19 protein-coding genes are annotated in these 24734 nt (G+C 64.3%); 8 read left to right on the forward strand and 11 right to left on the reverse strand.

What is annotated here, in order from left to right:
- Positions 1–102 precede the first annotated feature (102 nt).
- Positions 103–1287, reverse strand: coding sequence for an OmpP1/FadL family transporter (locus G5134_RS11650; RefSeq protein ID WP_279971998.1), 1185 nt, complete (start codon positions 1285–1287; stop codon positions 103–105).
- 256 nt (positions 1288–1543) lie between these two features.
- Between G5134_RS11650 and G5134_RS11655 the strand changes: the two genes are divergently transcribed.
- The 4 genes from G5134_RS11655 to G5134_RS11670 all read left to right on the forward strand — a co-directional run bounded on the left by G5134_RS11655 (position 1544) and on the right by G5134_RS11670 (position 7412).
- On the forward strand, positions 1544–1981 hold the full coding sequence (locus tag G5134_RS11655) for a hypothetical protein (RefSeq protein WP_042005438.1): 438 nt from the start codon (positions 1544–1546) through the stop codon (positions 1979–1981).
- A 299-nt stretch (positions 1982–2280) separates the two neighbouring features.
- Positions 2281–3795: an efflux RND transporter periplasmic adaptor subunit gene (locus G5134_RS11660; RefSeq protein ID WP_043172027.1), complete on the forward strand. Its 1515-nt coding sequence runs from the start codon at positions 2281–2283 to the stop codon at positions 3793–3795.
- 73 nt (positions 3796–3868) lie between these two features.
- A complete protein-coding gene (locus G5134_RS11665) occupies positions 3869–7018 on the forward strand; it encodes an efflux RND transporter permease subunit (RefSeq protein WP_065016949.1) in 3150 nt (1049 codons plus the stop codon).
- Positions 7019–7049: 31 nt separating this feature from the next.
- Positions 7050–7412, forward strand: a complete 363-nt coding sequence (locus G5134_RS11670) for a copper-binding protein (RefSeq protein WP_017765692.1) — start codon at positions 7050–7052, stop codon at positions 7410–7412.
- A gap of 73 nt (positions 7413–7485) precedes the next feature.
- On the opposite strand, the gene G5134_RS11675 is transcribed toward G5134_RS11670, so the two are convergent.
- Both G5134_RS11675 and G5134_RS11680 read right to left on the reverse strand, forming a co-directional pair.
- Positions 7486–9180, reverse strand: a complete 1695-nt coding sequence (locus G5134_RS11675; protein ID WP_421232020.1) for a pyridoxal phosphate-dependent decarboxylase family protein — start codon at positions 9178–9180, stop codon at positions 7486–7488.
- A gap of 188 nt (positions 9181–9368) precedes the next feature.
- On the reverse strand, positions 9369–10385 hold the full coding sequence (locus tag G5134_RS11680; RefSeq protein WP_065016947.1) for a lipoate--protein ligase A: 1017 nt from the start codon (positions 10383–10385) through the stop codon (positions 9369–9371).
- Between the two features lie 437 nt (positions 10386–10822).
- On the opposite strand from G5134_RS11680, the gene G5134_RS11685 reads away from it, so the two are divergent.
- The gene (locus G5134_RS11685; RefSeq protein ID WP_025201398.1) at positions 10823–13258 is read left to right on the forward strand and encodes a diguanylate cyclase domain-containing protein; all 2436 of its coding nucleotides are present in this window, start codon (positions 10823–10825) and stop codon (positions 13256–13258) included.
- Between the two features lie 69 nt (positions 13259–13327).
- Here the strand turns inward: G5134_RS11685 and G5134_RS11690 are convergent, their stop codons facing one another.
- Genes G5134_RS11690 through G5134_RS11710 form a run of 5 tightly spaced genes read right to left on the reverse strand, consistent with a single transcriptional unit; the run spans position 13328 to position 18790 of the window.
- Positions 13328–16525: an efflux RND transporter permease subunit gene (locus G5134_RS11690; protein ID WP_065016946.1), complete on the reverse strand. Its 3198-nt coding sequence runs from the start codon at positions 16523–16525 to the stop codon at positions 13328–13330.
- A complete protein-coding gene (locus G5134_RS11695) occupies positions 16518–17567 on the reverse strand; it encodes an efflux RND transporter periplasmic adaptor subunit (protein ID WP_017784839.1) in 1050 nt (349 codons plus the stop codon). Before G5134_RS11695 ends, G5134_RS11690 begins: the two co-directional genes overlap by 8 nt.
- A gap of 36 nt (positions 17568–17603) precedes the next feature.
- Positions 17604–18050, reverse strand: a complete 447-nt coding sequence (locus G5134_RS11700; RefSeq protein ID WP_065016945.1) for a YeeE/YedE family protein — start codon at positions 18048–18050, stop codon at positions 17604–17606.
- 12 nt (positions 18051–18062) lie between these two features.
- The gene (locus G5134_RS11705) at positions 18063–18476 is read right to left on the reverse strand and encodes a YeeE/YedE family protein (protein ID WP_010633373.1); all 414 of its coding nucleotides are present in this window, start codon (positions 18474–18476) and stop codon (positions 18063–18065) included.
- Positions 18476–18790, reverse strand: coding sequence for an ArsR/SmtB family transcription factor (locus tag G5134_RS11710; protein WP_010633372.1), 315 nt, complete (start codon positions 18788–18790; stop codon positions 18476–18478). Before G5134_RS11710 ends, G5134_RS11705 begins: the two co-directional genes overlap by 1 nt.
- A gap of 88 nt (positions 18791–18878) precedes the next feature.
- Here G5134_RS11710 and G5134_RS11715 point away from each other — a divergent pair, with 88 nt between their 5' ends.
- From G5134_RS11715 to G5134_RS11725, 3 genes are all read left to right on the forward strand, one after another.
- Positions 18879–19064, forward strand: coding sequence for a YgaP family membrane protein (locus G5134_RS11715; protein ID WP_005302992.1), 186 nt, complete (start codon positions 18879–18881; stop codon positions 19062–19064).
- A gap of 426 nt (positions 19065–19490) precedes the next feature.
- Positions 19491–19865, forward strand: a complete 375-nt coding sequence (locus G5134_RS11720; protein ID WP_017780708.1) for a hypothetical protein — start codon at positions 19491–19493, stop codon at positions 19863–19865.
- A 191-nt stretch (positions 19866–20056) separates the two neighbouring features.
- Positions 20057–20785 (forward strand): MgtC/SapB family protein, encoded by a 729-nt coding sequence (locus G5134_RS11725; protein WP_005302996.1) that lies wholly within the window; start codon positions 20057–20059, stop codon positions 20783–20785.
- 61 nt (positions 20786–20846) lie between these two features.
- Here the strand turns inward: G5134_RS11725 and G5134_RS11730 are convergent, their stop codons facing one another.
- Genes G5134_RS11730 through G5134_RS11740 form a run of 3 tightly spaced genes read right to left on the reverse strand, consistent with a single transcriptional unit; the run spans position 20847 to position 24664 of the window.
- Positions 20847–21857, reverse strand: a complete 1011-nt coding sequence (locus G5134_RS11730; RefSeq protein ID WP_065016944.1) for a substrate-binding domain-containing protein — start codon at positions 21855–21857, stop codon at positions 20847–20849.
- Between the two features lie 27 nt (positions 21858–21884).
- Positions 21885–23300, reverse strand: a complete 1416-nt coding sequence (locus G5134_RS11735) for a glycoside hydrolase family 32 protein (protein WP_065016943.1) — start codon at positions 23298–23300, stop codon at positions 21885–21887.
- A complete protein-coding gene (locus tag G5134_RS11740) occupies positions 23300–24664 on the reverse strand; it encodes a sucrose-specific PTS transporter subunit IIBC (protein ID WP_065016942.1) in 1365 nt (454 codons plus the stop codon). Before G5134_RS11740 ends, G5134_RS11735 begins: the two co-directional genes overlap by 1 nt.
- Between the last annotated feature and the right edge of the window lie 70 nt (positions 24665–24734).

Consider the following 24734-nt stretch of genomic DNA (forward strand, 5'->3'; position numbering starts at 1 on the left):
CGCTGCCCCGGCCCCTCCTTCATGGAGGGGCTTTTTTTATCGTCAACGTTCGCCGGCAAGAGAACACATAGCCGGCCACCTCCCAACGTGACAAGTCAGGCCTCAGAACTGGTGTTGCACCCCGATGCTCAAGAAGTTCAGGTAGCTGTTGTGGTAGGTACCTGACAGCTGGGGGCGACCGATCCCATCCTGCTCCACTGCCATATCCCCCAGCCAGGCCAGGGTATAGCTGGCTTCCAGCCTGGTGGCTGGTGTCAGCTGATAGCTGGCCCCCAGACCCCAGCGCCAGCTCTCGCCAAGCGGGAGGGTAACAGTGCGGTGCACGTCGTCCACGGCGCTGCTGTCATAGCCGATGCCGCTGCTCAGGCGCAGGGCCGGCGTCACATCGAACTGGGCACCCAGGCTCAGGTGCCAGGTGTCCTGGTATTGCATATCAAGGGTTCGGCTCTGCTGTCCCGACGCGAGATCCACCTCGCCAAAGCGGGACCACTGCTGCCAATTGGCACTGGCCAGCAGGGCCCACTGCGGGTTGAGCTGGTGATAGCCACTCAGGGTCAGGGTCTGCGGGATCATCATCTTCACCCCCAGCCCGGCCCCATTCAGCCGGCGCAACGGCTGATCGTCCAGCTCCCACTTCAATTCGGAGAAGTAACTCAACCCGATGCGGGAGTCGTGATCCAGCTCGTAGAGCACCCCGAAGGAGGCACCGTACGCCCAGTCGCTGTCGGAAAATACCTGACTGGTTGAACCGTTCGGCATCATGTCCAGTGAGGCCTCCAGCGCCCCATGCATGGCGATCAGGCTGGCCCCCACCGACCAGTGGTCATCGACGCGATAGGCCAGGCTGGGGGCAAAGGCGATCCCGGTCAGTTTGGCGGACTGCACATAGCCACGCCCCTGCCACCCCTCACCATAATCGATCCCCAGCCCGTGACTGCCGAAGAGCCCGAGGCCGGCGACCCACTGCTCATCGAGGGCGTGGGTCAGATAGAGGCTGCCAAGCGGGGCGGTCTGCAGGGCATTGCCACCGTTGTTGCCCCCCTGGTCCAGATCCAGCTCGAGGTCGCCGTATACAGCGCCGCCATTGACCTGCAACTGGGTACCTGCCAGCCTGGTCATGCCGGCCGGATTGCTGGCGATGGTCTCCGCCCCCTGGGCGCGGGCGGCTGCCCCTGCGTTGGCCAGGGCACTGTTGGCCGCGCTGGTTTCATACAAGGCAAGGCCGCCGGCCATGGCAGAGGGACTCAGCAAGGCTGCAAGCATCAGCGACAGCCGTCGTTGCTGCATATCGTTACTCCCGAACAATGAACTGGATGGAGACTCGCCAGAGAGACAGCTCAAACACCCGGTTTGACGCCCTGGCAACCTCTGACCGGTACGCATCCTAACGAGAGAAGAAGCCGGCTTCATTAGGGTTGGCTATACGCCATCGTTAAGTGACGCTTAACGATTCATCAGGCCCATCTCTGGCACGGCCGGGGCCATTGACCTTCTCCTCAAGGCAAGGTTTACAGTGTCCCCAGTTATTGTCAGGATTTTCCCCATGCTCTCATCGAGATTGCCTACAGAACGCATTGCCCGGCTGCTGCTGGGGCTGATGCTCGTCTGCAATCTCACCCTCTGCATCGGCTGGCACGGGCTGGATGCCCTCAACGCCGCCATGGCGCAAGAGCATCAGGCCATGAGCAGCAGCCCCATGCAGGGACTCTCCTGCCACGGGGCATCCCAGGATGCCGGGGCACCAGATGCCGCCAGCCAAGAGTGCCAGATGCACGGCGGGCTCACCTCGAGCAGCAGCCCTGGCTTGCCGCTGCTGGCCGCCCTGCTGACCCTGCTCGCCCTGCCGCTGTTGCTGCTGCCCCTCGGGACCGCCAGCAGCGGGCTGGACAACTGGCTGCGGGATCCCTTCCTGCGATCCCGCGGCACCCACCCTCCCTCCTGGCCGCGCCGACACCTGATGCTGTCGGTGCTGCGCCACTAGAAAGCACTTCTCTCGGGGCGGCCCTTGCCCGTTGCCGCCCACCTTGCCTGACCCTGTGTCGCCGGCTGACCAAGCCATGGCACAGGGAGCCGTGCGCACGCTGACCATTCAGCTGCGCCCCGTTTGCCGCCCGGACTCTGGTGATGCCTTGCCTGCACACCCCCTCCGGCGCTTTGACAGAAGAGAAGAAGTATCATGTCATTTGCCCCGATCCCCGGCCCCGTGGCCGAACACGGCCGCCCCGCGCCTCTTGCCCACTGCGCCTACCTGCCCCACCCGTCCCGGACAGGAGGTGTGCGATGAGCCGGACCCTGCTGCTATCCACCCTGCTGCTCGCCCTCGGGGCCGGCGGCGGTTACTGGGCGGCCAAACAGACAGTCACCGCGGTTGCCAAGGAGAAGACACCGCTCTACTGGGTCAACCCCATGGATCCCCGCGACAAGCGCGATGCCCCCGCCAAGGACAACATGGGGATGGACTTCATCCCCGTCTATGAAGAGAAGCAGGGCGGCTCCCCCGGCACCGTCACCATCAGCCCCGAGATCCAGCAGAACCTGGGGGTGCGGCTGGCCAAGGTGGAAAAACTCCCCATCCACCAGCAGATCGAGACGGTGGGCTATGTGGGTTATGACGAAGAGCGCCTCGAAGCCATCAACTCCCGGATGGCGGGCTGGATCCGCAACCTCGCCATCAAGAACGAGGGGCAGCAGGTGACCAAGGGCAGCTTTATCTACGATCTCTACGCCCCGGATCTGGTGAACGCCCAGCACGAATACCTGCTGGCGCTGGGCACCACCAATCCCCTGCTGCTGCGTGCCGCCGAGGGCAAGCTCAAGTCGCTGCAGGTACCGGCGGATCAGATAGCGGCGCTCAAGCGCACTCGCAAGGTGCAGGAGACGGTGCGCATCTACGCCCCCAGCAGCGGCTATGTCTCCGAGCTCAAGGTGCGTGAAGGCCAGTATGTGGAACCCGCCGCGCCCCTGTTCAACATCAGCACCCTCAAGCAGGTGTGGGTGAGCGCCGAGGTGTTCGAGCGCCAGGCCGCCCAGATCAGGGTCGGCGATCCGGTCACCATGACCCTGGACTATGCCCCGGGCCGCCGCTGGCAGGGACGGGTGGACTACCTCTACCCGACGCTCGATGCCAGCACCCGCACCCTGCGGGTACGCCTGCGCTTTGACAACCCGGACGAGTTTTTGAAACCCAATATGTTCGCCAAGGTGAGCATCGGCACCGGCAAGGGGGAACCCCGCCTGGTGGTGCCAAGCGAAGCGGTGATCCGCACCGGCAGCCAGGACAGGCTTGTACTGGCGCTGGGGGATGGCAACTTCAAGTCGGTGGCCGTCACCCTGGGCCCCCAGTTTGGTGACAAGGTCGCCATCGACGAGGGGGTCGAAGCCGGTGACAGCATCGTCAGCTCGGCCCAGTTCCTGCTCGACTCCGAATCGGCCATCGATTCGGACTTCCAGCGCATGACGGCGGTGCGTCCCATGCAGGTGTGGACCCAGGGCCAGGTGCAGAACATCGATCTCGCCGGGCGTACCCTCGGCGTCGCCCACCAGCCCATCCCCGAGTGGCAGTGGCCTGCCATGGAGATGGACTTCACCGTGGCCGACGATGTGGACCTCAGCCAGCTGAAACCGAACCAGGCCCTGCATCTGCAGGTAGAGCAGGAGGGGGACGAGTACCGCATCATCCAGATCCATGTGGAAGATAAACCGGCCGCGGGCGACGCAATGAAAGAGGCCAAGGGTGAGATGCCAGGCATGGAGGGCATGGATCACAGCCAGCACCAGATGGGGGATAAGTCATGATCCCGGCCATGCTTCGCTGCGTTGAGTACAAACCCAACCTGCTGCCAGCCCACCGAATGAGAGGAGCCCAGTCATGATCCCTTCCATCATTCGCTGGTCCGTCGGCAACCGCTTTTTGGTGTTGCTGCTGACTGTCATGCTCACCGCCTGGGGGCTCTGGTCGGTCAAGCAGACCCCGGTGGACGCCCTGCCGGACCTCTCCGACGTCCAGGTGATCATCAAGACTTCCTACCCGGGCCAGGCGCCCCAGGTGGTGGAGGATCAGGTCACCTACCCCCTCACCACCGCCATGCTGGCGGTGCCGGGCGCCACCACGGTGCGCGGCTACTCCTTCTTCGGCGACTCCTTCGTCTATGTGCTGTTTGACGACAGCACGGACCTCTACTGGGCCCGCGCCCGGGTGCTGGAGTACCTGAGTCAGGTTGCCCCCAATCTGCCCGCCGGGGCCCAACCCCAGCTCGGGCCGGACGCCACCGGGGTGGGCTGGGTCTACCAGTACGCCCTGGTGGACAAAACCGGCAAGCACGATCTCAGCGAGCTTACCTCGCTGCAGAACTGGTTCCTGAAATACGAGTTGCAGACGGTGAACGGCGTCTCCGAAGTGGCCACCGTCGGCGGCATGGTGCGCCAGTACCAGGTGCGAGTCGATCCGGACAAGCTGCGCGCCTACGGCATCCCGCTCTCCCTCATCGAGACCGCCATCAAGCAGGGCAACCAGGAGACCGGTGCCTCCGTCATCGAGATGGCGGAGGCGGAGTACATGGTGCGCTCGAATGGCTATTTGAAGAGCGTGGAGGATCTGAAGCAGATTCCGCTTGGCACCAATGTGCGCGGCGCCCCCCTGCTGCTGGGTGACGTGGCGGACGTAGTCACCGGCCCCCAGATGCGGCGCGGCATCGCCGAGCTCAACGGCGAAGGGGAAGTGGTGGGCGGCATCATCGTCATGCGTTACGGCGAGAATGCCCAACACACCATAGACGGGGTCAAGGCGCGGCTGGCCGAGCTCAAATCCAGCCTGCCGGAGGGGGTGGAGATCGTTACCGTCTACGATCGCTCCGACCTTATCCAGCGCGCCATCGACAACCTCTCCGGCAAGCTGGTGGAGGAGTTCGCCGTGGTGGTGCTGGTCTGTCTCGCCTTCCTGTTCCACCTGCGCTCGTCGCTGGTGGTGGTCATCACCCTGCCCATCGCGATTTTGACCGCCTTTATCGTGATGCATCTGCAGGGGATCAACGCCAACATCATGTCGCTGGGGGGCATCGCCATCGCCATTGGCGCCATGGTGGACGGGGCCATCGTAATGATAGAGAACGTCCACAAGCACATGGAGCGGGAGGCGCTCACCGACAAGAACCGCTGGCGCATCATCACGGAGGCGAGCATAGAGGTCGGGCCGGCGATTTTCTTCTCCCTGCTCATCATCACCATGAGCTTCCTGCCGGTGTTTGCGCTGGAGGCGCAGGAGGGGCGCATGTTCCATCCGCTGGCCTTCACCAAGACCTACGCCATGGCCGCCGCCGCCGCGCTCGCCATCACGCTGGTGCCGGTGATCATGGGCTATTTCATCCGCGGCAAGGTGTTGCCCGAGCAGGCCAATCCCCTCAACCGTGGCCTGAGCCAGGGTTATATCCCGCTGCTCAACGCCGTGCTGGCTCACCCCAAAACCACCCTCGCCGCCGCCCTGGTGGTCACGATCGCGGGCTTCTGGCCGCTCCAGCACCTGGGCTCCGAGTTTATACCGCCGCTCGATGAGGGGGACATCATGTACATGCCCACCACCGCGGCCAACATCTCGGTGGGCAAGGCGCGGGAAATTTTGCAGCAAACCGACAAGCTCATCCGCACCGTGCCCGAGGTACAGAACGTGTTCGGCAAGGCGGGGCGCGCCGACTCGGCCACCGACCCGGCGGATCTGGTGATGATGGAGACCAGCATCCAGCTCAAGCCCCGGGATCAGTGGCGCCCCGGCATGACCCCGGAGAAGCTGAAAGAGGAGCTCGACTCCCTCATCCGCTTCCCCGGCCTCACCAACGCCTGGGTGCCCCCCATCAAGACCCGCATCGACATGCTGGCCACCGGCATCAAGACCCCGGTGGGGATCAAGATTGCCGGGCCTGACCTCAAGGTCATTCAACAACTTGGCCAGCAACTTGAGCAGATCGTTGGCAAGGTTGAGGGGGCCTCATCCGTCTACGCCGAGCGGGTGGCGGGCGGCCGCTATGTGAAGGTGGACATCGACCGGCTCAAGGCGGCCCGCTATGGCCTCAACATCGCCGACGTGCAGGCGGTGCTCGCCACCGCGGTGGGCGGCATGGACGTGGGTCAGACCATAGAGGGGCGAGAGCGCTACCCCATCAACCTGCGCTATCCCCAGAGCTATCGCGACTCGGTGGCCAGCCTCGAATTGCTGCCCCTGGTTACCCCCAAGGGGGAGAGGATCGCCCTGGCGGACGTGGCCCGGGTCTACATCAGCGACGAGGCGCCCATGCTGCGCAGTGAAAACGCGCGCCTCAACGGCTGGGTCTACGTGGACATCCGCGGCCGCGACATCGGCTCCTTTGTGGCAGAGGCCAAGGCCGAGGTGGGCAAGCAGCTGGTGCTGCCGGCGGGCTACGCCCTCAGCTGGTCCGGTCAGTACGAATACATGGAGCGGGCCATGGAGCGACTAACCTACGTGGTGCCGCTCACCGTCGCCATTATCGTGCTGCTGCTCTATCTGGCGTTTCGCCGCTTCCAGGAGGTGCTGCTCATTCTCACCACTCTGCCGCTGGCGGTCGTGGGCGGGATCTGGACCCTCTGGCTGCTCGACTTCAACCTCTCGGTGGCGGTGGGGGTGGGCTTTATCGCCCTGGCCGGGGTGGCGGTGGAGACGGGCGTCCTGATGCTGGTCTACCTCAACCACGCCTGGGACGATCTGGTGGCCAGCGGCAAACCGGACCAGGCCGGCCTGCACCGGGCGGTGGTCCACGGCGCCGCCCTGCGCCTGCGCCCCAAAATGATGACGGTGGTCACCATCATCGCAGGCCTGTTGCCCATCATGTGGAGCCAGGGCACCGGCTCAGAGGTGATGCAGCGAATCGCCGCCCCCATGATCGGCGGCATGGTGACGGCGCTGGTGCTGACCCTGCTGGTGCTGCCCGCAGCCTATTACCTCTGGCGCAGCCGCACCCTGAAGACCCTCGACCACACGACTGCGCAGACGGATACCCCGACTGCGCCCTGATCAACCGGACAACCCAAACAAGGAAACCAAGATGAACTACAAGACGCTGACCCTGACCCTGCTGCTAGGCCTTGCTACCCACACCGGCCTGCAGGCCGAGGAGATGATGAACCACGAAGGCCATGACATGAGCCAGATGGGTGACATGCAGCAGATGGAGGGAATGCAGGAGAGGGTGATGACCAAGGGAGTCATCAGCCGCATCGACGCGGCAAATGGCAAGGTCGGCATCAAGCACGAGGCCATCGCGAACCTCAAGATGCCCGCCATGACCATGGTGTTCCAAGTAGCCGACCCGGCCCTGCTCAAGGATCTGCAGGTGGGGGATGCGGTGCGCTTCCACGCCGAAAGCCCGGCTGGCAAGCTGACGGTGACGGTTCTTCAGAAGCAGTAACCGGAACCAATAAAAAACGGCGGGATCATCCCGCCGTTTTGCTGTCCGGTTCTCTTTAAATACCGTTCGCCACTCAGCCGCGGATATGGTCGATAAAGGCGTCGATCTGCTCGCGGCCGCAGGCCGGGTTCATGAAGACCGCCTTCTCACCGGCGATATAGGAGTACTTGCCGCGGGCGTCGTAGTCGGAGTGGGCGATGGCCTCCACCCAGTTGGTATAGAGCCCCACCTTGCCACGCCCGGTAAACAGGCTGCGGTGATAGTCGGTGTTGCGCTGCAGGCGCGCCTTGTAGGCGGGGTCCGTGCTGCGCGCCAGCTCGAAGGCGAACTCGGCCTCCGGATCGCTTACCCACTCGGGGTTGTAGATCTTGAAGCCCACGCTCGGCCCCTGGTTCTCCTGCGCCACCAGCTTGACGTTGCCGAGCTGGCTTAACCGGAAGCGGAAGTAGTTGGCGTTTTGCAGGCAGTGGGCCAGCACGGTGCGATACCCCTCGACCCCCAGGTAGTTGAGGGCCGCATAGGCACCGAACAGGCCGCTCGCCCCGCGGGAACACTCGATGGTGGACTGCAGGTGGGTCTGACCCTGGATGTCCCGCTCAAAATAGGAGAAGTTCTCCGGGTCGTTCTCCATCGCCTTGAGATCGTCCTGTTCTTTTATCATCACCAGGCTGGAGGTGTAGGGCACATAGCCCCACTTCTGGAAGTCGACGGTAAAGGAGTCGGCATATCTGAGCTCGGCAAAGCGACTCACGTTGCGCTCTATGCCAGCCAAGGTGGCGGCGTTGATGGCGAGCGGGTTGGCGGCAAAGTCGTAGTCCAGGAAGAAGATCATCGACCAGCCGATGGCGGCGTCCACGTGGATGTGGGGCTTGACCGCCACCTCAAAGCGCTCGCAGAGGCGATCCCGCAGCTCGACCACGGGTTTCACCCGATCCACCCCGAAGGTGTCGGTGGTGCCCATGGTGAGCATGATGGTGGGTACCACGTGTTTCAAGGCAAAGCAGGCGGTCAGGGTGCGCTCCAGGTGGTCGAGATCGATGTCGTTGTTCTCGCCCACCTGGATGCGGATGGTCTTGTTCTCGATGTCCACCCCGAGCAGGGAGAGGTTGGTGATGTTGGAGTAGTGGCCGCCCTGGGAGTTGATGATGCGGTAGTCCTGATAGTGACCGAGCCCCTTGTGCTTGGCCTCGGGCAGGCTCTTGCGGATGCCGAGCAGGTAGCCATAGAGGTTACAAAACGTCCCCCCCTGGGTGAAGATGCCGGTGGCGCGGGCCGGGTCGTAACCCGCCAGCAGGGCAATCTGGCGCACCACCTTCTTCTCCAGCTCCTCGGCCACCCCGGCATACTCGGAGTAGACCAGGTTGGGGTTGGCGAGGATCCCCATCTGGGCGCCGTAGATGGCGGGATCCGCCGACATGGTGACCACGTTCTCGACGCTGGAGGGGTTCTCCCAGTCTTTGGAGAGGGCGCCGGCAAACAGCAGTTCCGCCATGGGCTCGTCCGGCGTACGCATGGCTTGCGGCACCGGCATGGTCTCACACAAGTCGGCGAGACGGGCGCGACCATCGGGCCAGGCGTTCAGCCGCGCCGACGGGGCCAGGCCGCGGGCGCGAAACTCGTTGAGGGTGGCAAAACCGGGTTCACGAAAGACCGGCCAGAGATCGGGGTTGCGCGAGAAAAAGTTGGCTTTGACTGTGGCAAAACGACGTTTGAATTCGGGGTGGATGGCGTTGACGCCTTCATCTTTCAAATAGACCAAGTCACTCATTTTTATACCATTAGTACAGCAAATGTGCTGCCCTTATACCCCTGGGTCGCCGTTTGAAACAGCGACAATAACTAATGGCCTCCCCTACTTTTTGTCATGCATGAGGGCGGACAACGGCTGGCAAAAAGGCGCCTTTCGAGCGCCTCTTTTGATTTTGTGATCCACCCGCCCCAGCGGCGAGAAAAGCGTCAGCGCAGCGATGCCAGCAACCAGCGCGAGAATGCCTCCAGCTCGGTCTGCAGGGCCGGGAACTCGCCGCGCCACTGGCGCAGCAGCTCGTCGATGGCCTCCACCTGATAAGCCACCCCGGGCAAGCGCGCGGCCAGCGCATCCAGCGGGGCCGGCTCCAGGCTGTCGCTGAAGATCTGCGCCCGCCCTATCACCCCCTTCTCCACATCGAAGTGCAGTTCCACCCCGCCCCAGCCGAAACGCTCGTCCAGCTGATGGGTAAACGCCGGGGCATGGCCGAAGTTCCACTCCCAGCTACGCTGGCGGGCGAAGGTCTCGGCAAAGCCGGGCAAGTCTGGCAGCCGCTCGGGGGAGATGTGCTCGGGCTGTACCTGCTCGCCGTAGTGACTGAAGAAGGCCTCGCACAGGGCCTGACTCACCTGGCCATGGTCGATGCCCGGCAGCAGTTCGCCGAGGTTGGCCACCCGGCTGCGCACCGAGCTGATCCCCTTGGCCGCCAGCTTCTTGGGATCGGGATTGAGGTAATTGGCGAGCCGGCCAAGATCGGCGTCCAGCAGCAGGGTGCCGTGGTGAAAGCCGCGATCATGGGTCTCCCGATAGGCCGAGCCCGACACCTTGCGCTCCCCGTCCGGGGTCGCCACCAGCAGATCGTTGCGACCGGAGGCAAAGGCGCTCACCCCGAGCCGCTTGAGCGCGTCCAGCACGATGGCGGTGGAAATACTCTTGTCATACTCCGGCTTGCCCGCCATGAAGGTGAAGCAGCTGTTGCCAAGATCGTGAAACACGGCGCCACCACCGCTGCTGCGGCGAGCCAGGGTCACCCCGTCCTCTTCCATGCGGCGGGTATTGCACTCCTTCCACGGGTTCTGGGCCCGGCCGATCACCACGGTATTGGCGTTGCGCCACAGAAACAGCACCCGCTGGTGCGGGTCCATCTGGCGAAAAATGCACTCTTCCACCGCCAGATTGAACAAAGGATCGTGGGAGTCGGACAACAACAGACGCAATCGGGACATGAGAAGGCCTCATCGGGATGGGAGAACCGCTATCATACCACCCGGGCAGCAAGGATCCGCTTCCCCCCTCCCGCCAATAATTGACTCATAACGTAATAATCGCAGTTTCGACACATTTCGACAGCAAGTTGAAAGTATCCCGTGATACGGCGACACAGACTGACGCATTGCGCTAAAAAGAGCCCAAACACTCGCGCTTATTGAGGTAATCGACAATCAAATACGACTAAAATGCGACCATTTTTATAGGTCATATGGCTCCGTAATTCTTCGCTTAATTGCCAAAAATAACGAGCAGGAAGGCCAAATGTGATGAATGACACAGAAATCATTTTTTCTGTTACGCATCCCCTGTTATAGCGCCCTTTCGCCCCCTTGCGGGCAACAAGGAATTGTTTGACTCTAGGACGGACCATCGTCTCCCGAGAGGAATGAGTATGAGCGTCGTAAATTCCTCCCTTCATCGCCTGCTCTGGTACCTGCCAATGCTTGGCTCGGCGATGTTTTGCGCCTTTTTTTCACCGCCGTCGAAGGCGGTGATTGACAAGGTGACAGTGCAGTTGCCCTGGCAACACCAGTTCCAGTTTGCCGGCTATTACGCGGCCCAGGCCAAGGGTTTCTATCGAGCCGCCGGTCTGGATGTCACGCTGCGACCCGCCATGACCGGCACCGATGTGGTCAACGAGGTGATGTCGGGCAATGCCCAGTTCGGGATCAGCGGCAGTGATCTGCTGCTGGCCCGCGCCAGCGGCCAGCCCATCGTGGTGCTGGCCTCCATGTTGCAGCACTCGCCACTGGTGCTGCTCACCCTGGAGCGACCCGACATTCGCCAGCCGGCGGATCTGGCGGGCAAGCGGCTGATGCTGGAGCCCGGCTCCCAGGAGCTGCAGATCTACCTCAATCGCCACACGCCACCGGAGAGCTGGATAAAGCAGCCCTACCGGCAAGGCTTGAAGGCATTGCTGGCGGGCAAGACCGACGCCATCAGCGCCTACAGCACCACAGAGCCCTTCTATCTGGCCAAGATGGGCATCCCCTACCGGGTGTTCTCCCCCCGCAGCATCGACTTCGACTTCTATGGTGACAACCTGTTCACCTCGGAGCGCGAGCTGAACAGCCGGCCGGAGCGGGTCTATGCCTTCCAGCAGGCGACCCTCAAGGGGTGGCGCTACGCCATGGACAACCCGGCCGAGATGATCGACTGGATCGTGACCAAGTACCCGAGCGGCGCCGGCCGTGATCTGCTGCAGTTCGAGGCCGACACCACCCGGGAGCTGATGCAGCCCGATCTGGTCGAGCCCGGTTACATGCAGCCGGAGCGCTGGCAGCAGATCGCCAGGAACTACCTCGATGCCGGTCTGCTGTCGGCCCTGCCCGACCTGGAGCACTTTCTCTACAACCCGGATCGGGAGCGGATCCGCCAGCAGCGCCAGCTGCTCGACAAGAGCGTGGCGGTGGCCATGCTGATCACCCTCTCCCTGCTGACCCTGCTCGGTATCTTCTGCTACCTCTATCTGCGCCTGCGCCAGGAGGCGCGTGGCCGACAGCGACTGACCCGCGAGCTGGCCCAGAGCGAGCAGCACTACCGTTTCGTGGCGGAGAACAGTGCCGACGTCATCTGGACCATGGACACCACCACCCTGCGCTTTCGCTATGTCAGCCCCGCCATCCAGCCGCTCAGCGGTTACGACCCCACCGATGTGCTCACCCTCCCCCTCAGGCAGCTTATTCCGGAGACATCCAGAAAGCAGCTGCGCGCCGAGCTGAGCGGCTCCCTCGCCGCTTGGCAACGGGGCGATCACGAGCAGACCCGCTGTGTCATTCGTACCCAGCTGCGTCACAAGGAGGGACATCTGGTGGCCACCGAGACCATCACCACCCTGCACGGCAACGAGCAGGGCCAGCCCGATGCGATCCTCGGGGTCACCCGCGACATCACCGAGCGGGCTGCCCGCGAGGAGATGATGCGCCGGCTCGCCTTCTACGACCCGCTCACCAACCTGCCCAACCGCCGCCTGCTGCAGCAGCGGCTGAAGGAGGTCATGGAGGGCAAGGTGGCCCAGCTCGCCCTGCTGTTCATCGATCTCGACCACTTCAAGCCGATCAACGACACCTTCGGCCACGAGACAGGTGACGTGCTGCTCAACATGGTGGCCGAGCGGATGCGCCACTGCGTGCGGGAGCGGGATCTGGTGGCCCGCTTGGGTGGGGACGAGTTCGTGATCCTGCTGCCCGATACTGGTGACGAGGCGCTGACGGTGGCCGACCACCTGCACCAGCGCCTGCGCCACCCGTTTCGCATCGACGAGGAGCAGGAGCTGCGCATCTCCAGCAGCATAGGAGTGGCCCTCTACCCGGAGCACGGCACCGACCCCAAGACCCTGATGCACCACGCCGATCAGGCCATGTATCAGGCCAAGGGACGAGGGCGCGGCCGGGTCTGTCTCTATACCGCCGGGCTGGATCCGGAACAGGGCTCGCTGGTGTGGCAGAGCAGCCACGAGTGTGGCCACCCGCGCATCGATGCCGAGCATCGCCAGCTGTTCGTGCTGACCAACCGGCTGCTGGAGCACATGAAGGATCACCAGGAGCACCCCGCCCTGTTCCTGGAGTGCATGGAGAATCTGTTCGACGTGGCACGCCACCACTTCACCTTCGAAGAGCAGGTGCTGGCCGAGCTGGGTTACCCCGAGTTCACCAGCCACCAGCAAGACCACCAGCTGCTGCTGCAAAAGGCTGACCAGCTGATGACCGCCGCCAGGGCGGGTACCCTTGGCAACGACGAGTTGCTCAACTTCATCATTCAGGAGCTGGTGGTCGGCCACATGAGCCAGGCCGACCGGCGCTACTTCCCGCTGATGAAGGGGCGCTGAGCCCCGCCAGCCGGCATATCTCCTCCCTGAACGTGTGAAACGAGAAGGGCCACCCGGGTGGCCCTTCTGTCATTGTGCGCCCGGCACATCTGCCGTGCCCCCCTCCGCCCGGCGCGACATCAGGCTGTAGTAGAGCAGCGGGATCACCACCAGGGTGAGCAAGGTGGAGACCAGAATGCCGAAGATGAGGCTGATGGCCAGGCCGTTGAAGATGGGGTCATCGAGGATGAACAGGGCACCGACCATGGCCGCCAGCGCCGTCAGCAGGATGGGCTTGGCCCGCACCTGGGCGGCGCCGATCACCGCCTGCTCGAACGCCATGCCGGCGCTGCGCTGCTGCTCGATGAAATCCACCAGCAGTATGCTGTTGCGCACTATGATCCCGGCCAGGGCTATCATGCCGATCATCGAGGTGGCGGTGAACTGGGCCCCCAGCAGGGCGTGGCCCGGCATCACTCCGATCAGGGTGAGCGGGATGGGCGCCATGATGATGAGCGGCACCAGATAGGAGCGGAACTGGGCCACCACCAGCAGATAGATAAGGATCATCCCCACTCCGTAGGCGATCCCCATGTCGCGGAAGGTCTCATAAGTGATCTTCCACTCCCCGTCCCACAAGAGGGCCACCTCCCCCAATTTATCGGGCTGCTGCACATAGTACTGGGGCAACTCGATGCCCTCCCCGGCGGCAAACATGCCGTAGAGGGGGCTGTCGGCATGGCCCCCCATGTCGGCCACCACCATCACCATGGGCCGCATGTTCTTGTGCATGATATAGCTGGGAGCCACCTCGTCACGGCGGCTCACCAGCTCGGAGACCCGGATGAGCTGGCCGCTCTGGCTGCGCACCTTGAGGGCCAGGATGCCGGCCAGATCTCGCTTGTCGCCGGGGGCGAGCTCGACACGGATCGGTACCGGGTACTTGGCGCCCTGACCATGCAGCCAACTGGCATCCTGATAGCCCACGCCGCCATTGAGGGTGGCCACCAGACCCCTGAGATCGACCCCGAAGCGGGCCGCCTTGCTGCGATCCACCACCAGCCGCCACTTGGGCTGGGGGTCGATCAGATAGATGTCCACATCCACCAGATCCGCCGTCGCCACGAAGCGGGCCTCTACGGCGCGCGCCGCCGCTTCACGGGCAGCAGGCGTGGGGCCATACACTTCGGCGACGATGGGTGACCAGACCGGCGGGCCGGGGGGCACTTCTACCACCTTGAGATTGCCTCCTGCCGCGCTGGCGATGGCCTGCAGCGGCGCCCGCACCGACTGGGCAATCTGGTGGCTGCTGCGATCCCGTTCATGCTTGTTCACCAGATTGACCTGGATATCCCCCACGTTGGCGCCGCTGCGGATGAAGTAGTGGCGCACCAACCCGTTGAAGTTGATGGGGGCGGCGCTGCCGGCGTAGATCTGGTAATCCTTCACCTCGGGCACCCTGGCAAGCTCGCGCCCCACCTCCAGCAGGGTGCGCTCGGTCTGCTCCAGGGTCGCCCCCTCCGGCATGTCGAGCACCAGCTGGAATTCCGACTTGTTGTCGAAGGGGAGCATCTTGAGCACCACCCACTGCACCATGGGCATGGCGGCGGCGCCCGCCACCAGCAGCAGGATGACCAGCCAGAGCTTGCGCCTGGCCCTCCTGGCGCCAGCGCCAATCAGGAAAGGGGTCATCAGCCGCTGGAAGAGGCCAGCCTTGGCCTCGCCGTGGGCGACATGCCCCTCGCTCTTGAGCAGATGGCCCGCCAGCCAGGGGGAGAAGATAAAGGCCACCAGCAGCGAGATAAGCATCCCCATACTGGCATTGATGGGGATGGGGCTCATGTAGGGGCCCATCAGGCCGCTTACAAACGCCATCGGCAACAGGGCCGCGATCACGGTCAGGGTGGCGAGTATGGTGGGGCCACCCACCTCGTCCACCGCGCCCGGAATGAGATCCTTGAGGGAACCCTTGCCAAGGCCGCGATGGCGGTGGATGTTCTCCACCACCACGATGGCGTCATCCACCAGGATGCCGATGGAGAAGATAAGGGCAAAGAGGGACACCCGGTTGAGGGTAAAGCCCCACGCCCAGCTGGCAAACAGGGTCAGTGCCAGGGTGATGACGATGGCGATGCCCACCACCAGCGCCTCGCGCCACCCCATGCTCACCAGCACCAGCAGCACCACCGCGGTGGTGGCGAAGATGAGCTTGCCGATGAGGGTGTTGGATTTGGTCTCGGCGGTGACGCCATAGTCACGGGTCACCGTCACCTCGACGCCGCCCGGGATGAGCCGGTTCTTGAGACTCTCGACCCGGGCCTCCACCCGCTTGGCCACTTCCACCGCGTTCTGCCCCGGCTGCTTGCCGATAGCCAGGGTCACTGCCGGATAGCTCTGCTCCCCCTGCCCCATCCAGCTGCGCTGCACCGGGGTCTCCTCCCCAAGGGACACCTGGGCCACCTCGCCGAGGTAGACCGGCTTGCCATCGTGCAGGCCCACCACCAGCTCGCGGGCCTCCTGCTCGCTCTGCAGGAACTGCCCCACCTGCACCTTGATCTCCCGATTGTCCTGCACCACGGCCTGCTCGTTGCCCGCCTGGTTGGCGGCGGCGAGCCGCTGGTTGAACTCACCCCAGCTGATGCCGTGGGCGCTGAGGGCCGCCGGATCCGGCATCACCCGCAGCACGGCGCGCTGGCCGCCCAGGCTGTAGATATCGCGGGTGCCGGGCAATCGCTTGAGCTCGGTCTCCAGCTCGTGGGCGACCCGGGTCAGCTCGGCGGCCCCCAGCTGCTTGCTCCCCTCTTTGCTCCATAAGGTCAGGCTGACGATGGGCACATCGTCGATCCCCCTGGGTTTGACCAGCGGCTGACCGACGCCAAGCCCCTGGGGCAGCCAGTCCCGGTTCGAGTCGAGCTGGTTGTTGAGGTCGACGATGGCCTGCTCGCGGCTCACCCCGACCTTGAACACCACCACCAGCAGGGCGCCATCGGGGCGAGAGAAGGAGTAGAGGGTATCAATACCCTTTATCTGGGAGACCACCTGCTCGGCAGGGGTGGTGACGAGGGATTCGACCTCGGCCGGGCTGGCCCCCGGGAAGGGGATATAGACGTCGGCGAAGGTGACATCGATCTGGGGCTCCTCCTCCTTGGGGGTTACCAGCACCGCAAACAGGCCGAGCAAGAGCCCCACCAGCGCCAGCAGCGGGGTGATGGCCGAGCCCTGAAACAGGGCCGCCAACCGGCCGGCCGGCCCCAGTTTGTTCTTGTTGTCGTGAGCGTCGTTACTCATGGGCCACCGCCTGCTGGCGCGCCCAGCCATCCGGTGCCACCCGATCGCCGCTCTGGACGCCCGCGAGGATCTCGCACTGCCCTGCCTGGCAATGGCCGACCCGCACCGGCGTCAGCACCCAGCCATCCCCCTCCTTCAGGTAGAGACCGCTGAACTCACCCTGCCGGAGCAGGGCCTGCTCCGGCACCTGCAGCAACTGACGTTCGCCCTGCTTGAGCTGCACCTTGAGCCACATACCGGGCAATACCCCGGCGGTTTGCGGCGGCAAGTCGAGGCGCAGCCGAAAGGCGTGGCTCTGGCTGTCGGCATAGTTGAAGCGGGTCAGTTTGAGGGGGGTAACGGCCTTGCCATCCGGCAGCAACACCTGCGCATCCGACGGCTGGCCGGCGAGGGCCAGCGCGGACTGGGGCAGCTCCACCTCTACCCGCAGGGCATCGAGGGAGAAGCCCGAGAGCAGCGGGGTGCCGGGGGCCACCGTCTCCCCCAGCTCCACCAGCCGCTTGGTGACCACCCCGGCGTAGGGGGCGAGGATGCGGGTATAGCCGTAGGCCTCCCGAGCCTGGGTGAGGGCGGCCTCGGCGGCGTTCACCTCGGCGCGGGCAGATCTGTCGCTCGACAGGGCGCTGTCGAGCTGGGCGCGGGTGATCACCCCCTTGGCTATCAGCGCCTGGAAGCGGGCGAGCTGGCGCTCGGCTTCCACCTGCTGGGCCTGAGCCCGGGCCAGTCGCGCCTCGGCGCCGGTCACGGCGGCAAACTGCTCCTTGCCGCTGATCTCCAGCAGGGGTTGCCCGGCCACCACCTCATCGTTCACATCCACCAGCATGCGGGAGACCCGACCGCCAGTCTGGGCCGCCACCGTCCCCTGATGGATGGCACTGACGGTGCCATCCAGGGTGAGCCAGTCAGTCACCTGACGGGGAGCCAGAATCAGGGCCGCCTCGCCATTCGTCTCGGCAGACCATGCCGTCGACAGCGTCATGGGAGAGACAAGCGCAGAGGTCACGGCCAGCAGAATGGCCCCCGGCAAGCGGATCGGTTCCATGATAGTCCTCCTTCCCCGGCTGCGGGGGCAATCCATTCAGGCGGAGCGGGCGTGGCAGCGCTTCTCCCGCACCTTCACCAGGACCCAATCAACCAGCAAGATCCCGGCCACCATGGCGGCTACGAACAACAATATCATGGGCTGGCCGCTGGAAATGAGACTCAAGGCAGGCCCCGGGCAGATACCGACCAATCCCCAACCTATGCCGAACAGGGCAGATCCCCCGATGAGGCGGCGATCCAGCTTGGGGGCAGGCACCACAGCCATGGGCTCTCCCAGCAGGCTCAGACGCCGCGGCTTCACCAGCAAGAAATAACCCGGCATGAAGACCAGCAGGGCGCCCCCCATCACGAATCCCAGGCTGGGATCCCAGGCGCCGGCCAGATCGAGAAAGCCGGTGACCCGGGCGGGATCTATCATGCCGGAGATGGCCAGACCCAGACCAAACAGCAAACCGGCGAGCAGACTTGTCAGCAAGGTCATCGCAATAGCCTCCTAGAAGAGATGATGAGTCAGAAACACGGTCAGCACACCGGTTGCCATGAAGGTGAGGGTCGCTACTATGGAGCGCACGGAGAGCCGCCCCATGCCGCAGATGCCGTGGCCGCTGGTACAGCCATTGCCAAAACGCGTGCCGATGCCCACCAGCAGACCGGCCAGCAGCACCAGCGGCCAGGCGGGCAGCGCGGTGAATGCAGGCATGCTGGCCCAACCCAGCGTCAGTGCCAGCCAGGCTCCCGCTCCCAACCCCAGCAGGAAGAGCAGTCGCCACGGCGCCCTGTGTTGCAGCGCACCGGCCAGAATGCCGCTGATCCCGGCCACCCGGCCGTTGCACAGCATCAGGATCAGGGCCGCGAGCCCCACCAGCATGCCGCCCCCCAGGGAGAGCAGCCATTGGCTTTCCATCATCAAGATTCCTTATTTTCTGAGTGACAAAAATGGGTTTGCAGCGCCGCCAGCACATCGGCGGCCGCCTCGCTCACCAGCGAGTAGTAGATCTGCTGGGAGACCTTGCGCGAGCGAACAAGACCCTGGCGCTTCAATACCGACAGTTGCTGGGAGAAGGCCGACTGGCCGAGCTGGCTGCGGGCCAGCAGCTCCCCGACTCCCTTCTCCCCCTCCACCAGCTGACAGAGCACCATCAGGCGTTCGGGATGAGCCAGCGCCTTGAGCAGGGAGGCGGCGGCCGTCGCGTGTCTGTTCATCTCGTCGAATTGGCTCATGGGAGTAAATTAGCAATTGCTGATATTTGGTTCTATTGTATAAAGTGACACTAAATTAGCAATATCTAAATTAAATAAGGAGAAGGTCATGACAGTAGAAAACGGAGTAAGAGTGGTCGCGGGCTGCATGTTGCTGCTGTCGCTGCTGCTCACCGCCTGGGTACACCCGGGCTTTGTCTGGCTGAGCGTCTTTGTCGGGGTCAACCTGATCCAGAGCGCCTTCACCGGCTTCTGCCCGGCCGCAATGATCCTCAAACGGCTGGGGCTGAAATAGCGGCGCGCCAAGGTAGAGAAAAACCTGCCATCTGGGGCGAAATAAGGAGGGCGGGGCATCTCGCCGCCCTCTTATGGCCATGGAGGTAGCCAGCCGGCCCCGACTATTGACGAACTTGTATCTAAATGTTGCTAAATGGGCGATGAGGCTTTACCCCACCGCTCTGGATGAGTACCATCAGGCCGTCCATCAACAGCGGAGACCATCAGTGGGCAACTCATCAAGTGACAGTTGTAGACCGACCCTCGTCGTCGGTACCCGGGTCGCGAGCTAGCCGCAGGTCATCCTCTGCCGCATGCTCGCAGCCCTGCGAGAAGCGGAAATCCACTCCCCTCTTCTCTTTTTACACTTGACGTCTGGTGACCATTGGCCAAAAGCCATGGCCGCCATGCCTGCATAGTTTCTGCTTCCCACAAGGAGGCTGCTATGCGTTTTATTTCAACCCTGTCCGTAACCAACCGGACTCACCCCCTGCTGAGCAGACTGGGTCGCGGCCTGTTGCCGCTCTGGCTGCGTGGCAAACGGCGCCAGCACCACTACCGGCTGCAGATCCGTTGCGAGGATCGGGCCGACATGGAGCAGGTGCTGGATCTGGTGAACCACACCCTGCAACCGGCGGGCCTGCACCCCTTGCAGTCCCTGCGACCCGGTCGCAGCGGCGGGCGGGAGCTGGTGCTCAATCTGCACTGCACCCCGCCCCAGCGGCGCTACTTGGTGCAGTTCGTGCACCAGGTGGGGGTACATCACCCGGTTCGCTGGGAGCTGCATCCGCGCCGCGACCCCGAACCGGCGCTCAATTGAGCAAGCCATAACCGGGGCCAGCCACGCTGGCCCCTTTCAATCCGTTTCGCAGCCCAGCCCGCCATCCTGCATGGCCGGGCCGGGCTTTCCGTGCGTTTTTTTGATGAGGTGATGGCCTTCACGCACGGGGATCAGGCAAGGGAACCCTCGCCCGCCTTCAGGAAGGCCATCTGCAACAGAAGGAGTACGCCATGAGAATGTGGCAACAATTGGACATGATTTCCCTGCTCGACACCCTGGCCAGCCTGCTGCTCGCCTTCGTACTCGGCAGTCTGGTGGGGCTGGAGCGTCAGTATCGTCAGCGTACCGCGGGCCTGCGCACCAATGTACTGGTAGCGGTGGGCGCGGCCCTGTTCGTCAACCTGGCCCAGCGCATCTATGACCTGCACGGCGGCACCTACGGGGTGGTGCACGTGGTGGCCTACATTGTCTCCGGCATCGGTTTTCTCGGCGCCGGCGTCATCATGCGCGAATCCGGCAACATCCGCGGCATCAACACCGCCGCCACCCTGTGGGGAGTGGCCGCGGTCGGTGCCGCCAGCGGGGCCGGGCTGGCCATGGAGGCGATCCTCGGCGCCCTGTTCGTGCTGGCCGCCAACACCCTGCTGCGCCCGCTGGTGAACCAGATCAACCGCCGCCCGGTGGACAATACAGACACCGAGGTGACCTACCGCGTCACGGCCCTCACCCAGCGCGAATACCAGAAGGAGGTGCTGCACTGGCTGGAAGAGATGCTGGAGCAGGCCAACTACCCGCTGAGCGAGCTCGACATCGAGCCTTTCGGCGAGCGGGATCTGGAGATCTCGGCGGTGCTGCTGGCCACCTCCATCGATGGCGACGAGCTCGACGCCCTGATGGTGAAACTCGGCATCCACCCTCACATCAAGCAGGTGTTCTGGCGCGCCAGCACCACGGATTGAGGCGAGCCCTCGCCCCACAGCAAAAAGCCCCGCACTGGCGGGGCTTTTTCATCTTTCCGGGTTAGCGACGGCTGCGCCAGCGCACCCTGGGGGGGATGACCTGGGCGGTCTGGGTGGGGGGATTGCCCGCAATCAGCTGTTGCATCAGTTCGAAGGCGGCGCGGGCCAGGGCCGGGCAGTCCTGGGCCACGGAATCGATACGCATGGGGATGCAGTCGAGCAGATCGTGATCGTCGAAGGTGCACAGGCGCATCCCCGTCTCCATCAGGCCCGCCTCGTTGAGGTAGCGCAGCACCCCCTCGAGCAGGGTGAAGGAGGCGGTGAAGAGCCCCTTCGGCGGCGCCCCGAGCTCGGCCACCAGCTCGGCCATCAGCTGATAGCCGGAGCTTGGCTGGTAGTCGCGGTGACGGACCCGGTCTGATGTGGCCTCCAACCCGGCGCGGTGCAACCCCAGCTCGTAGCCCGCCAGCCGGTGGCGGCTGGGGGAGAGATCCAGCAGGCCGCCGAAGTAATAGATCTCCTCCCCGCAGCTGGCCGCCATGTCCTGCACCAGCTCGGCGGTGGCCTTGCAGGCGTCCGAGATCACCATGGGCAGGCGCGACTCGCCGATGTGGCGGTCGAGCTGCACCACCGGCAAGCGGTCGTGAATGCGGGCATAGATGTCGTCGCTGTGGCCACTGGAGGCGACGATAAGGCCGTCCACCTGGCGGCTGATGAGGTTGTCCACCACCCGCTGCTCCAGGGTGGGGTCATCCTCGGAGCAGGCGATGAGCAGCTGGATCCCCGCCTCCCGGCAATGGGCCTCCAGGGCACGGGCGATGCTGGCGAAGCCGAAGTTGGTGAGGTCGGGGATGACCAGTCCCCAGGTGTAACTGCGCGCCTCCCGCAGGGAGCGGGCATGGATGCTCGGCTGGTAGTGGCACTCGTCCGCCACCGCCTGGATCCGCTTGCGGGTATCGTCGGCGATGCGGTACTCCGCACTCTTGCCGTTGAGCACCAGGCTGGCGGTGGCCTTGGAGACCCCCGCGAGCGTGGCTATCTGGGCAATCGTGATCCGTTTTTTCTTCTCCACCTGACCTCCCGGCAAACTGACACCGGGCTATTGTACAAGGCAGGCCGCCAGCGGCCAGTGATCGAGGCAAATTTTGCTGTCATCACCGTCACAACGTGCGGAAAGTATTGGGTTTTCACCGGGAAAGTAGCGGGTAGACAGGGTCTGGCGACCGCCATCCACGAAACACTCGAGACTGGAGCGATCGCACAAGATAGTGGTCATGCCACCCAGCCAGGGGCAGGATCGCTCCTCCCACTCCCCGCTCTGCCAGTTCTGGCGGCGCAGGACAAGACGCCCCGGCTGCCACACCAGCTCGGCCACGGCGCCAAACCCGAGGCGTCCCTCCCCGCTCAAGGCCAGGTCCAGCCAGGCCGAGTCGATGGCCAGGGCAGGCAGCTCGTCCGGCGCTCCCTCGAAGCGGGTTTGCTCTCCCTTAAGGGCTGAAATCTCCGCCACCGGCCGCTGGCAGAGCCAGTCGCCTTGCCAGAACAGCTCCCGCGGGCAGCTCATCTGGTGGATCCAGCCGTGCTCGACGGTAGGCTGGCTCATCTCGTTCTCTTCGGGCAGCCCCAGCCAGGCGAACAGCAGGCGGCGCCCCTGGCTGTCCTGGGTGGTCTGGGGCGCGTAAAACTCGAAACCTCGGTCCAGCTCGTGGAAGGCACCGTGCTCGAACTGAGTGTCATCGAAGTGGCCCGCCAGCCAGCCACACTGGTAGAGGTTGCGATAATCCTCTCCTTGGGGCGCTATGCCCTGGGGGCAGCTGATCAGCACATGGCGCTCACCAAGAGCAAACAGGTCCGGGCACTCCCACATATAGCCGAACTCCCCAAGCCCACCGCGCCCGCTACCGGCGATGGGGCCCACCCGCTGCCAGCTTTGCAGGGTGTCGCCGCGATAGAGCAGCACTTCCCCCTTGTCATCCAGGGTGCGGGCCCCCAGCACCATCAGCCACTGCCGGCCGTCGTGCCACACCTTGGGGTCGCGCACGTGGCCGCTGTAGCCTTCGGGCAGGTCCAGCACGGGCCCCAGCTTCTCGAAGCCGCCCATGCCGTCGTCCCGCGCCAGACACTGGTAGGCGGTGCGGCTGCCGTCCGGGTACTTGACGTTGCCGGTGTAGATCAGGGTCAGGCGCCCCTGCTCGTCGCTCACCGCCGAGCCGGAGTAGCAGCCGCTCTGCTCGTAGGGCTCGATGGGCAGCAGGGCCGGCAGCTCGTGCTGCCAGTGCAGCAGATCGGTGGAGGTGACGTGGCCCCAGCCCTTGTTGGCGTGTACGCAACCCAGCGGGTTCCACTGGTAGAAGAGGTGATAACGCCCGCCGTGCTCGATAAAGCCGTTGGGGTCGTTGAGCAGCCCCACCGGGGCTGCCAGGTGCCAGCGGGGCCGATGGGGATCGGCCGCCGCCTTGAGCTGGCCGGCCAGCAGGGACCGGACAACCTGTTTGAGGAGATGGCTTTCCTTCATCACTCCACCTTGTACTTGAGCAGGTAGGAGGCGGCGAAGGCGGTGCCAAAGGCGATCACCAGGCCGATGACGTAGTGGATGAGGCTCATGGGCTGGACGATGGCCATGCCCGGAATGCCGGTCAGGCCCACCGCCGTCATCCCCACCTTGGCCGCCACCACGTAGGCGCCGCCGCAGGCCCCGCCGAACAGGCCGGCCAGGAAGGGTTTTATGTAGCGCAGGTTGACCCCGAAGATGGCCGCCTCCGTGATGCCGAGCAGGCAGGACATGGCCGCCGGCACCGTGATGGCCTTGATCTTCACGTCCCGGGTCTTGAAGTAGACCGCGAGACAGGCACCGCCCTGGGCCACGTTGGCCATGGCCCAGATGGGCAGCAGGAAGTTGACGCCGATGGCCGGGTTCGCCAGCAGGCCCGCCTCGATGGCGTGGAAGCTGTGGTGGATGCCGGTGATGACGATAAGCGAATAAGTCCCGCCAAACACCAGGCCCGCCAGCCAGCCGGCCTGCTCATAGAGGGCGCTCAGGCCGAAGGAGATGCCATCCCCCAGCACCCGCCCGGCGGGGCCGATGAAAAGCAGCGCCACGAAGCCGGTGATGATGACGGTCAAAAACGGGGTGAGGATGAGATCCAGGGCATCGGGGACGCGCCTTCTCAGCTGTTTCTCCAGGTGGGACATGAACCAGACCGCCAAGAGCACCGGGAAGACAGTGCCCTGATAGCCGATCATGGCGACATCGAGCCCGAAGAAGTCCATGGTCTTGAAGCCCCCCGCCACGCCCCAGGCGTTGGTCAGGGCCGGGTGGGTGAGAATGCCGCCGAGGGTCGCCCCCAGATAGGGGTTGCCGCCGAATTCGCGCGCCGCGGTGAACCCGATGAGGATCGGCAGGATGACAAAGGCCGCCGAGCTGAACATGTCCAGCATGATGAACAGCGCGCTGTCGGCGTTGACCCAGCCATAGGTGCGCACCATGCCGAGCAGCCCCATCAGCAGGCCGGAGGCGACGATGGCCGGAATGATGGGCACGAAGATGTTGGAGAGGGTCCGCGCCAGACGCTGGGCCACGTTGAGCTTGGCCGTCGCCAGGTCGGTCAGCTCCGCCTTGCTGGCGGTGCCGGTGCCGGTCAGGGCCACGAACTCCGCATGGACCTTGTTGACCAGGCCGGTGCCGAAGATCACCTGGATCTGGCCGGCGTTGCTGAAGCACCCCTTGACCCCCTCCAGCTTGTCGATGGCGGCCTTGTTCACCTTGCTGTCGTCCGCCAGCACCAGCCGCAGCCGGGTGGCGCAGTGGGCGGCGCTGACGATGTTCTCCTTGCCCCCGAGCAGGGGCACCAGATCCTTGGCTATCGCACTGATATTCATATTCTTCCTCTTATGGCCCGCCATCGGCAGGCCCATGTCACATGAGAGTAGGGTCTGTCGACCCGGGCTT

Origin of the sequence: Aeromonas sp. 600276 (assembly GCF_049175815.1) — a bacterium.
Taxonomy (GTDB): domain Bacteria; phylum Pseudomonadota; class Gammaproteobacteria; order Enterobacterales; family Aeromonadaceae; genus Aeromonas; species Aeromonas dhakensis.

Coding starts and splice junctions, on each gene's coding strand:
- G5134_RS11735 (WP_065016943.1), bottom strand. CDS start 23,300: ATGAAGGAAAGCCATCTCCTCAAACAGGTTGTCCGGTCCCTGCTGGCC.
- G5134_RS11675 (WP_421232020.1), bottom strand. CDS start 9,180: ATGAGTGACTTGGTCTATTTGAAAGATGAAGGCGTCAACGCCATCCAC.
- G5134_RS11705 (WP_010633373.1), bottom strand. CDS start 18,476: ATGATGGAAAGCCAATGGCTGCTCTCCCTGGGGGGCGGCATGCTGGTG.
- G5134_RS11650 (WP_279971998.1), bottom strand. CDS start 1,287: ATGCAGCAACGACGGCTGTCGCTGATGCTTGCAGCCTTGCTGAGTCCC.
- G5134_RS11680 (WP_065016947.1), bottom strand. CDS start 10,385: ATGTCCCGATTGCGTCTGTTGTTGTCCGACTCCCACGATCCTTTGTTC.
- G5134_RS11740 (WP_065016942.1), bottom strand. CDS start 24,664: ATGAATATCAGTGCGATAGCCAAGGATCTGGTGCCCCTGCTCGGGGGC.
- G5134_RS11655 (WP_042005438.1), top strand. CDS start 1,544: ATGCTCTCATCGAGATTGCCTACAGAACGCATTGCCCGGCTGCTGCTG.
- G5134_RS11725 (WP_005302996.1), top strand. CDS start 20,057: ATGAGAATGTGGCAACAATTGGACATGATTTCCCTGCTCGACACCCTG.
- G5134_RS11700 (WP_065016945.1), bottom strand. CDS start 18,050: ATGACCTTGCTGACAAGTCTGCTCGCCGGTTTGCTGTTTGGTCTGGGT.
- G5134_RS11695 (WP_017784839.1), bottom strand. CDS start 17,567: ATGGAACCGATCCGCTTGCCGGGGGCCATTCTGCTGGCCGTGACCTCT.
- G5134_RS11690 (WP_065016946.1), bottom strand. CDS start 16,525: ATGAGTAACGACGCTCACGACAACAAGAACAAACTGGGGCCGGCCGGC.
- G5134_RS11720 (WP_017780708.1), top strand. CDS start 19,491: ATGCGTTTTATTTCAACCCTGTCCGTAACCAACCGGACTCACCCCCTG.
- G5134_RS11685 (WP_025201398.1), top strand. CDS start 10,823: ATGAGCGTCGTAAATTCCTCCCTTCATCGCCTGCTCTGGTACCTGCCA.
- G5134_RS11670 (WP_017765692.1), top strand. CDS start 7,050: ATGAACTACAAGACGCTGACCCTGACCCTGCTGCTAGGCCTTGCTACC.
- G5134_RS11715 (WP_005302992.1), top strand. CDS start 18,879: ATGACAGTAGAAAACGGAGTAAGAGTGGTCGCGGGCTGCATGTTGCTG.
- G5134_RS11665 (WP_065016949.1), top strand. CDS start 3,869: ATGATCCCTTCCATCATTCGCTGGTCCGTCGGCAACCGCTTTTTGGTG.
- G5134_RS11710 (WP_010633372.1), bottom strand. CDS start 18,790: ATGAGCCAATTCGACGAGATGAACAGACACGCGACGGCCGCCGCCTCC.
- G5134_RS11660 (WP_043172027.1), top strand. CDS start 2,281: ATGAGCCGGACCCTGCTGCTATCCACCCTGCTGCTCGCCCTCGGGGCC.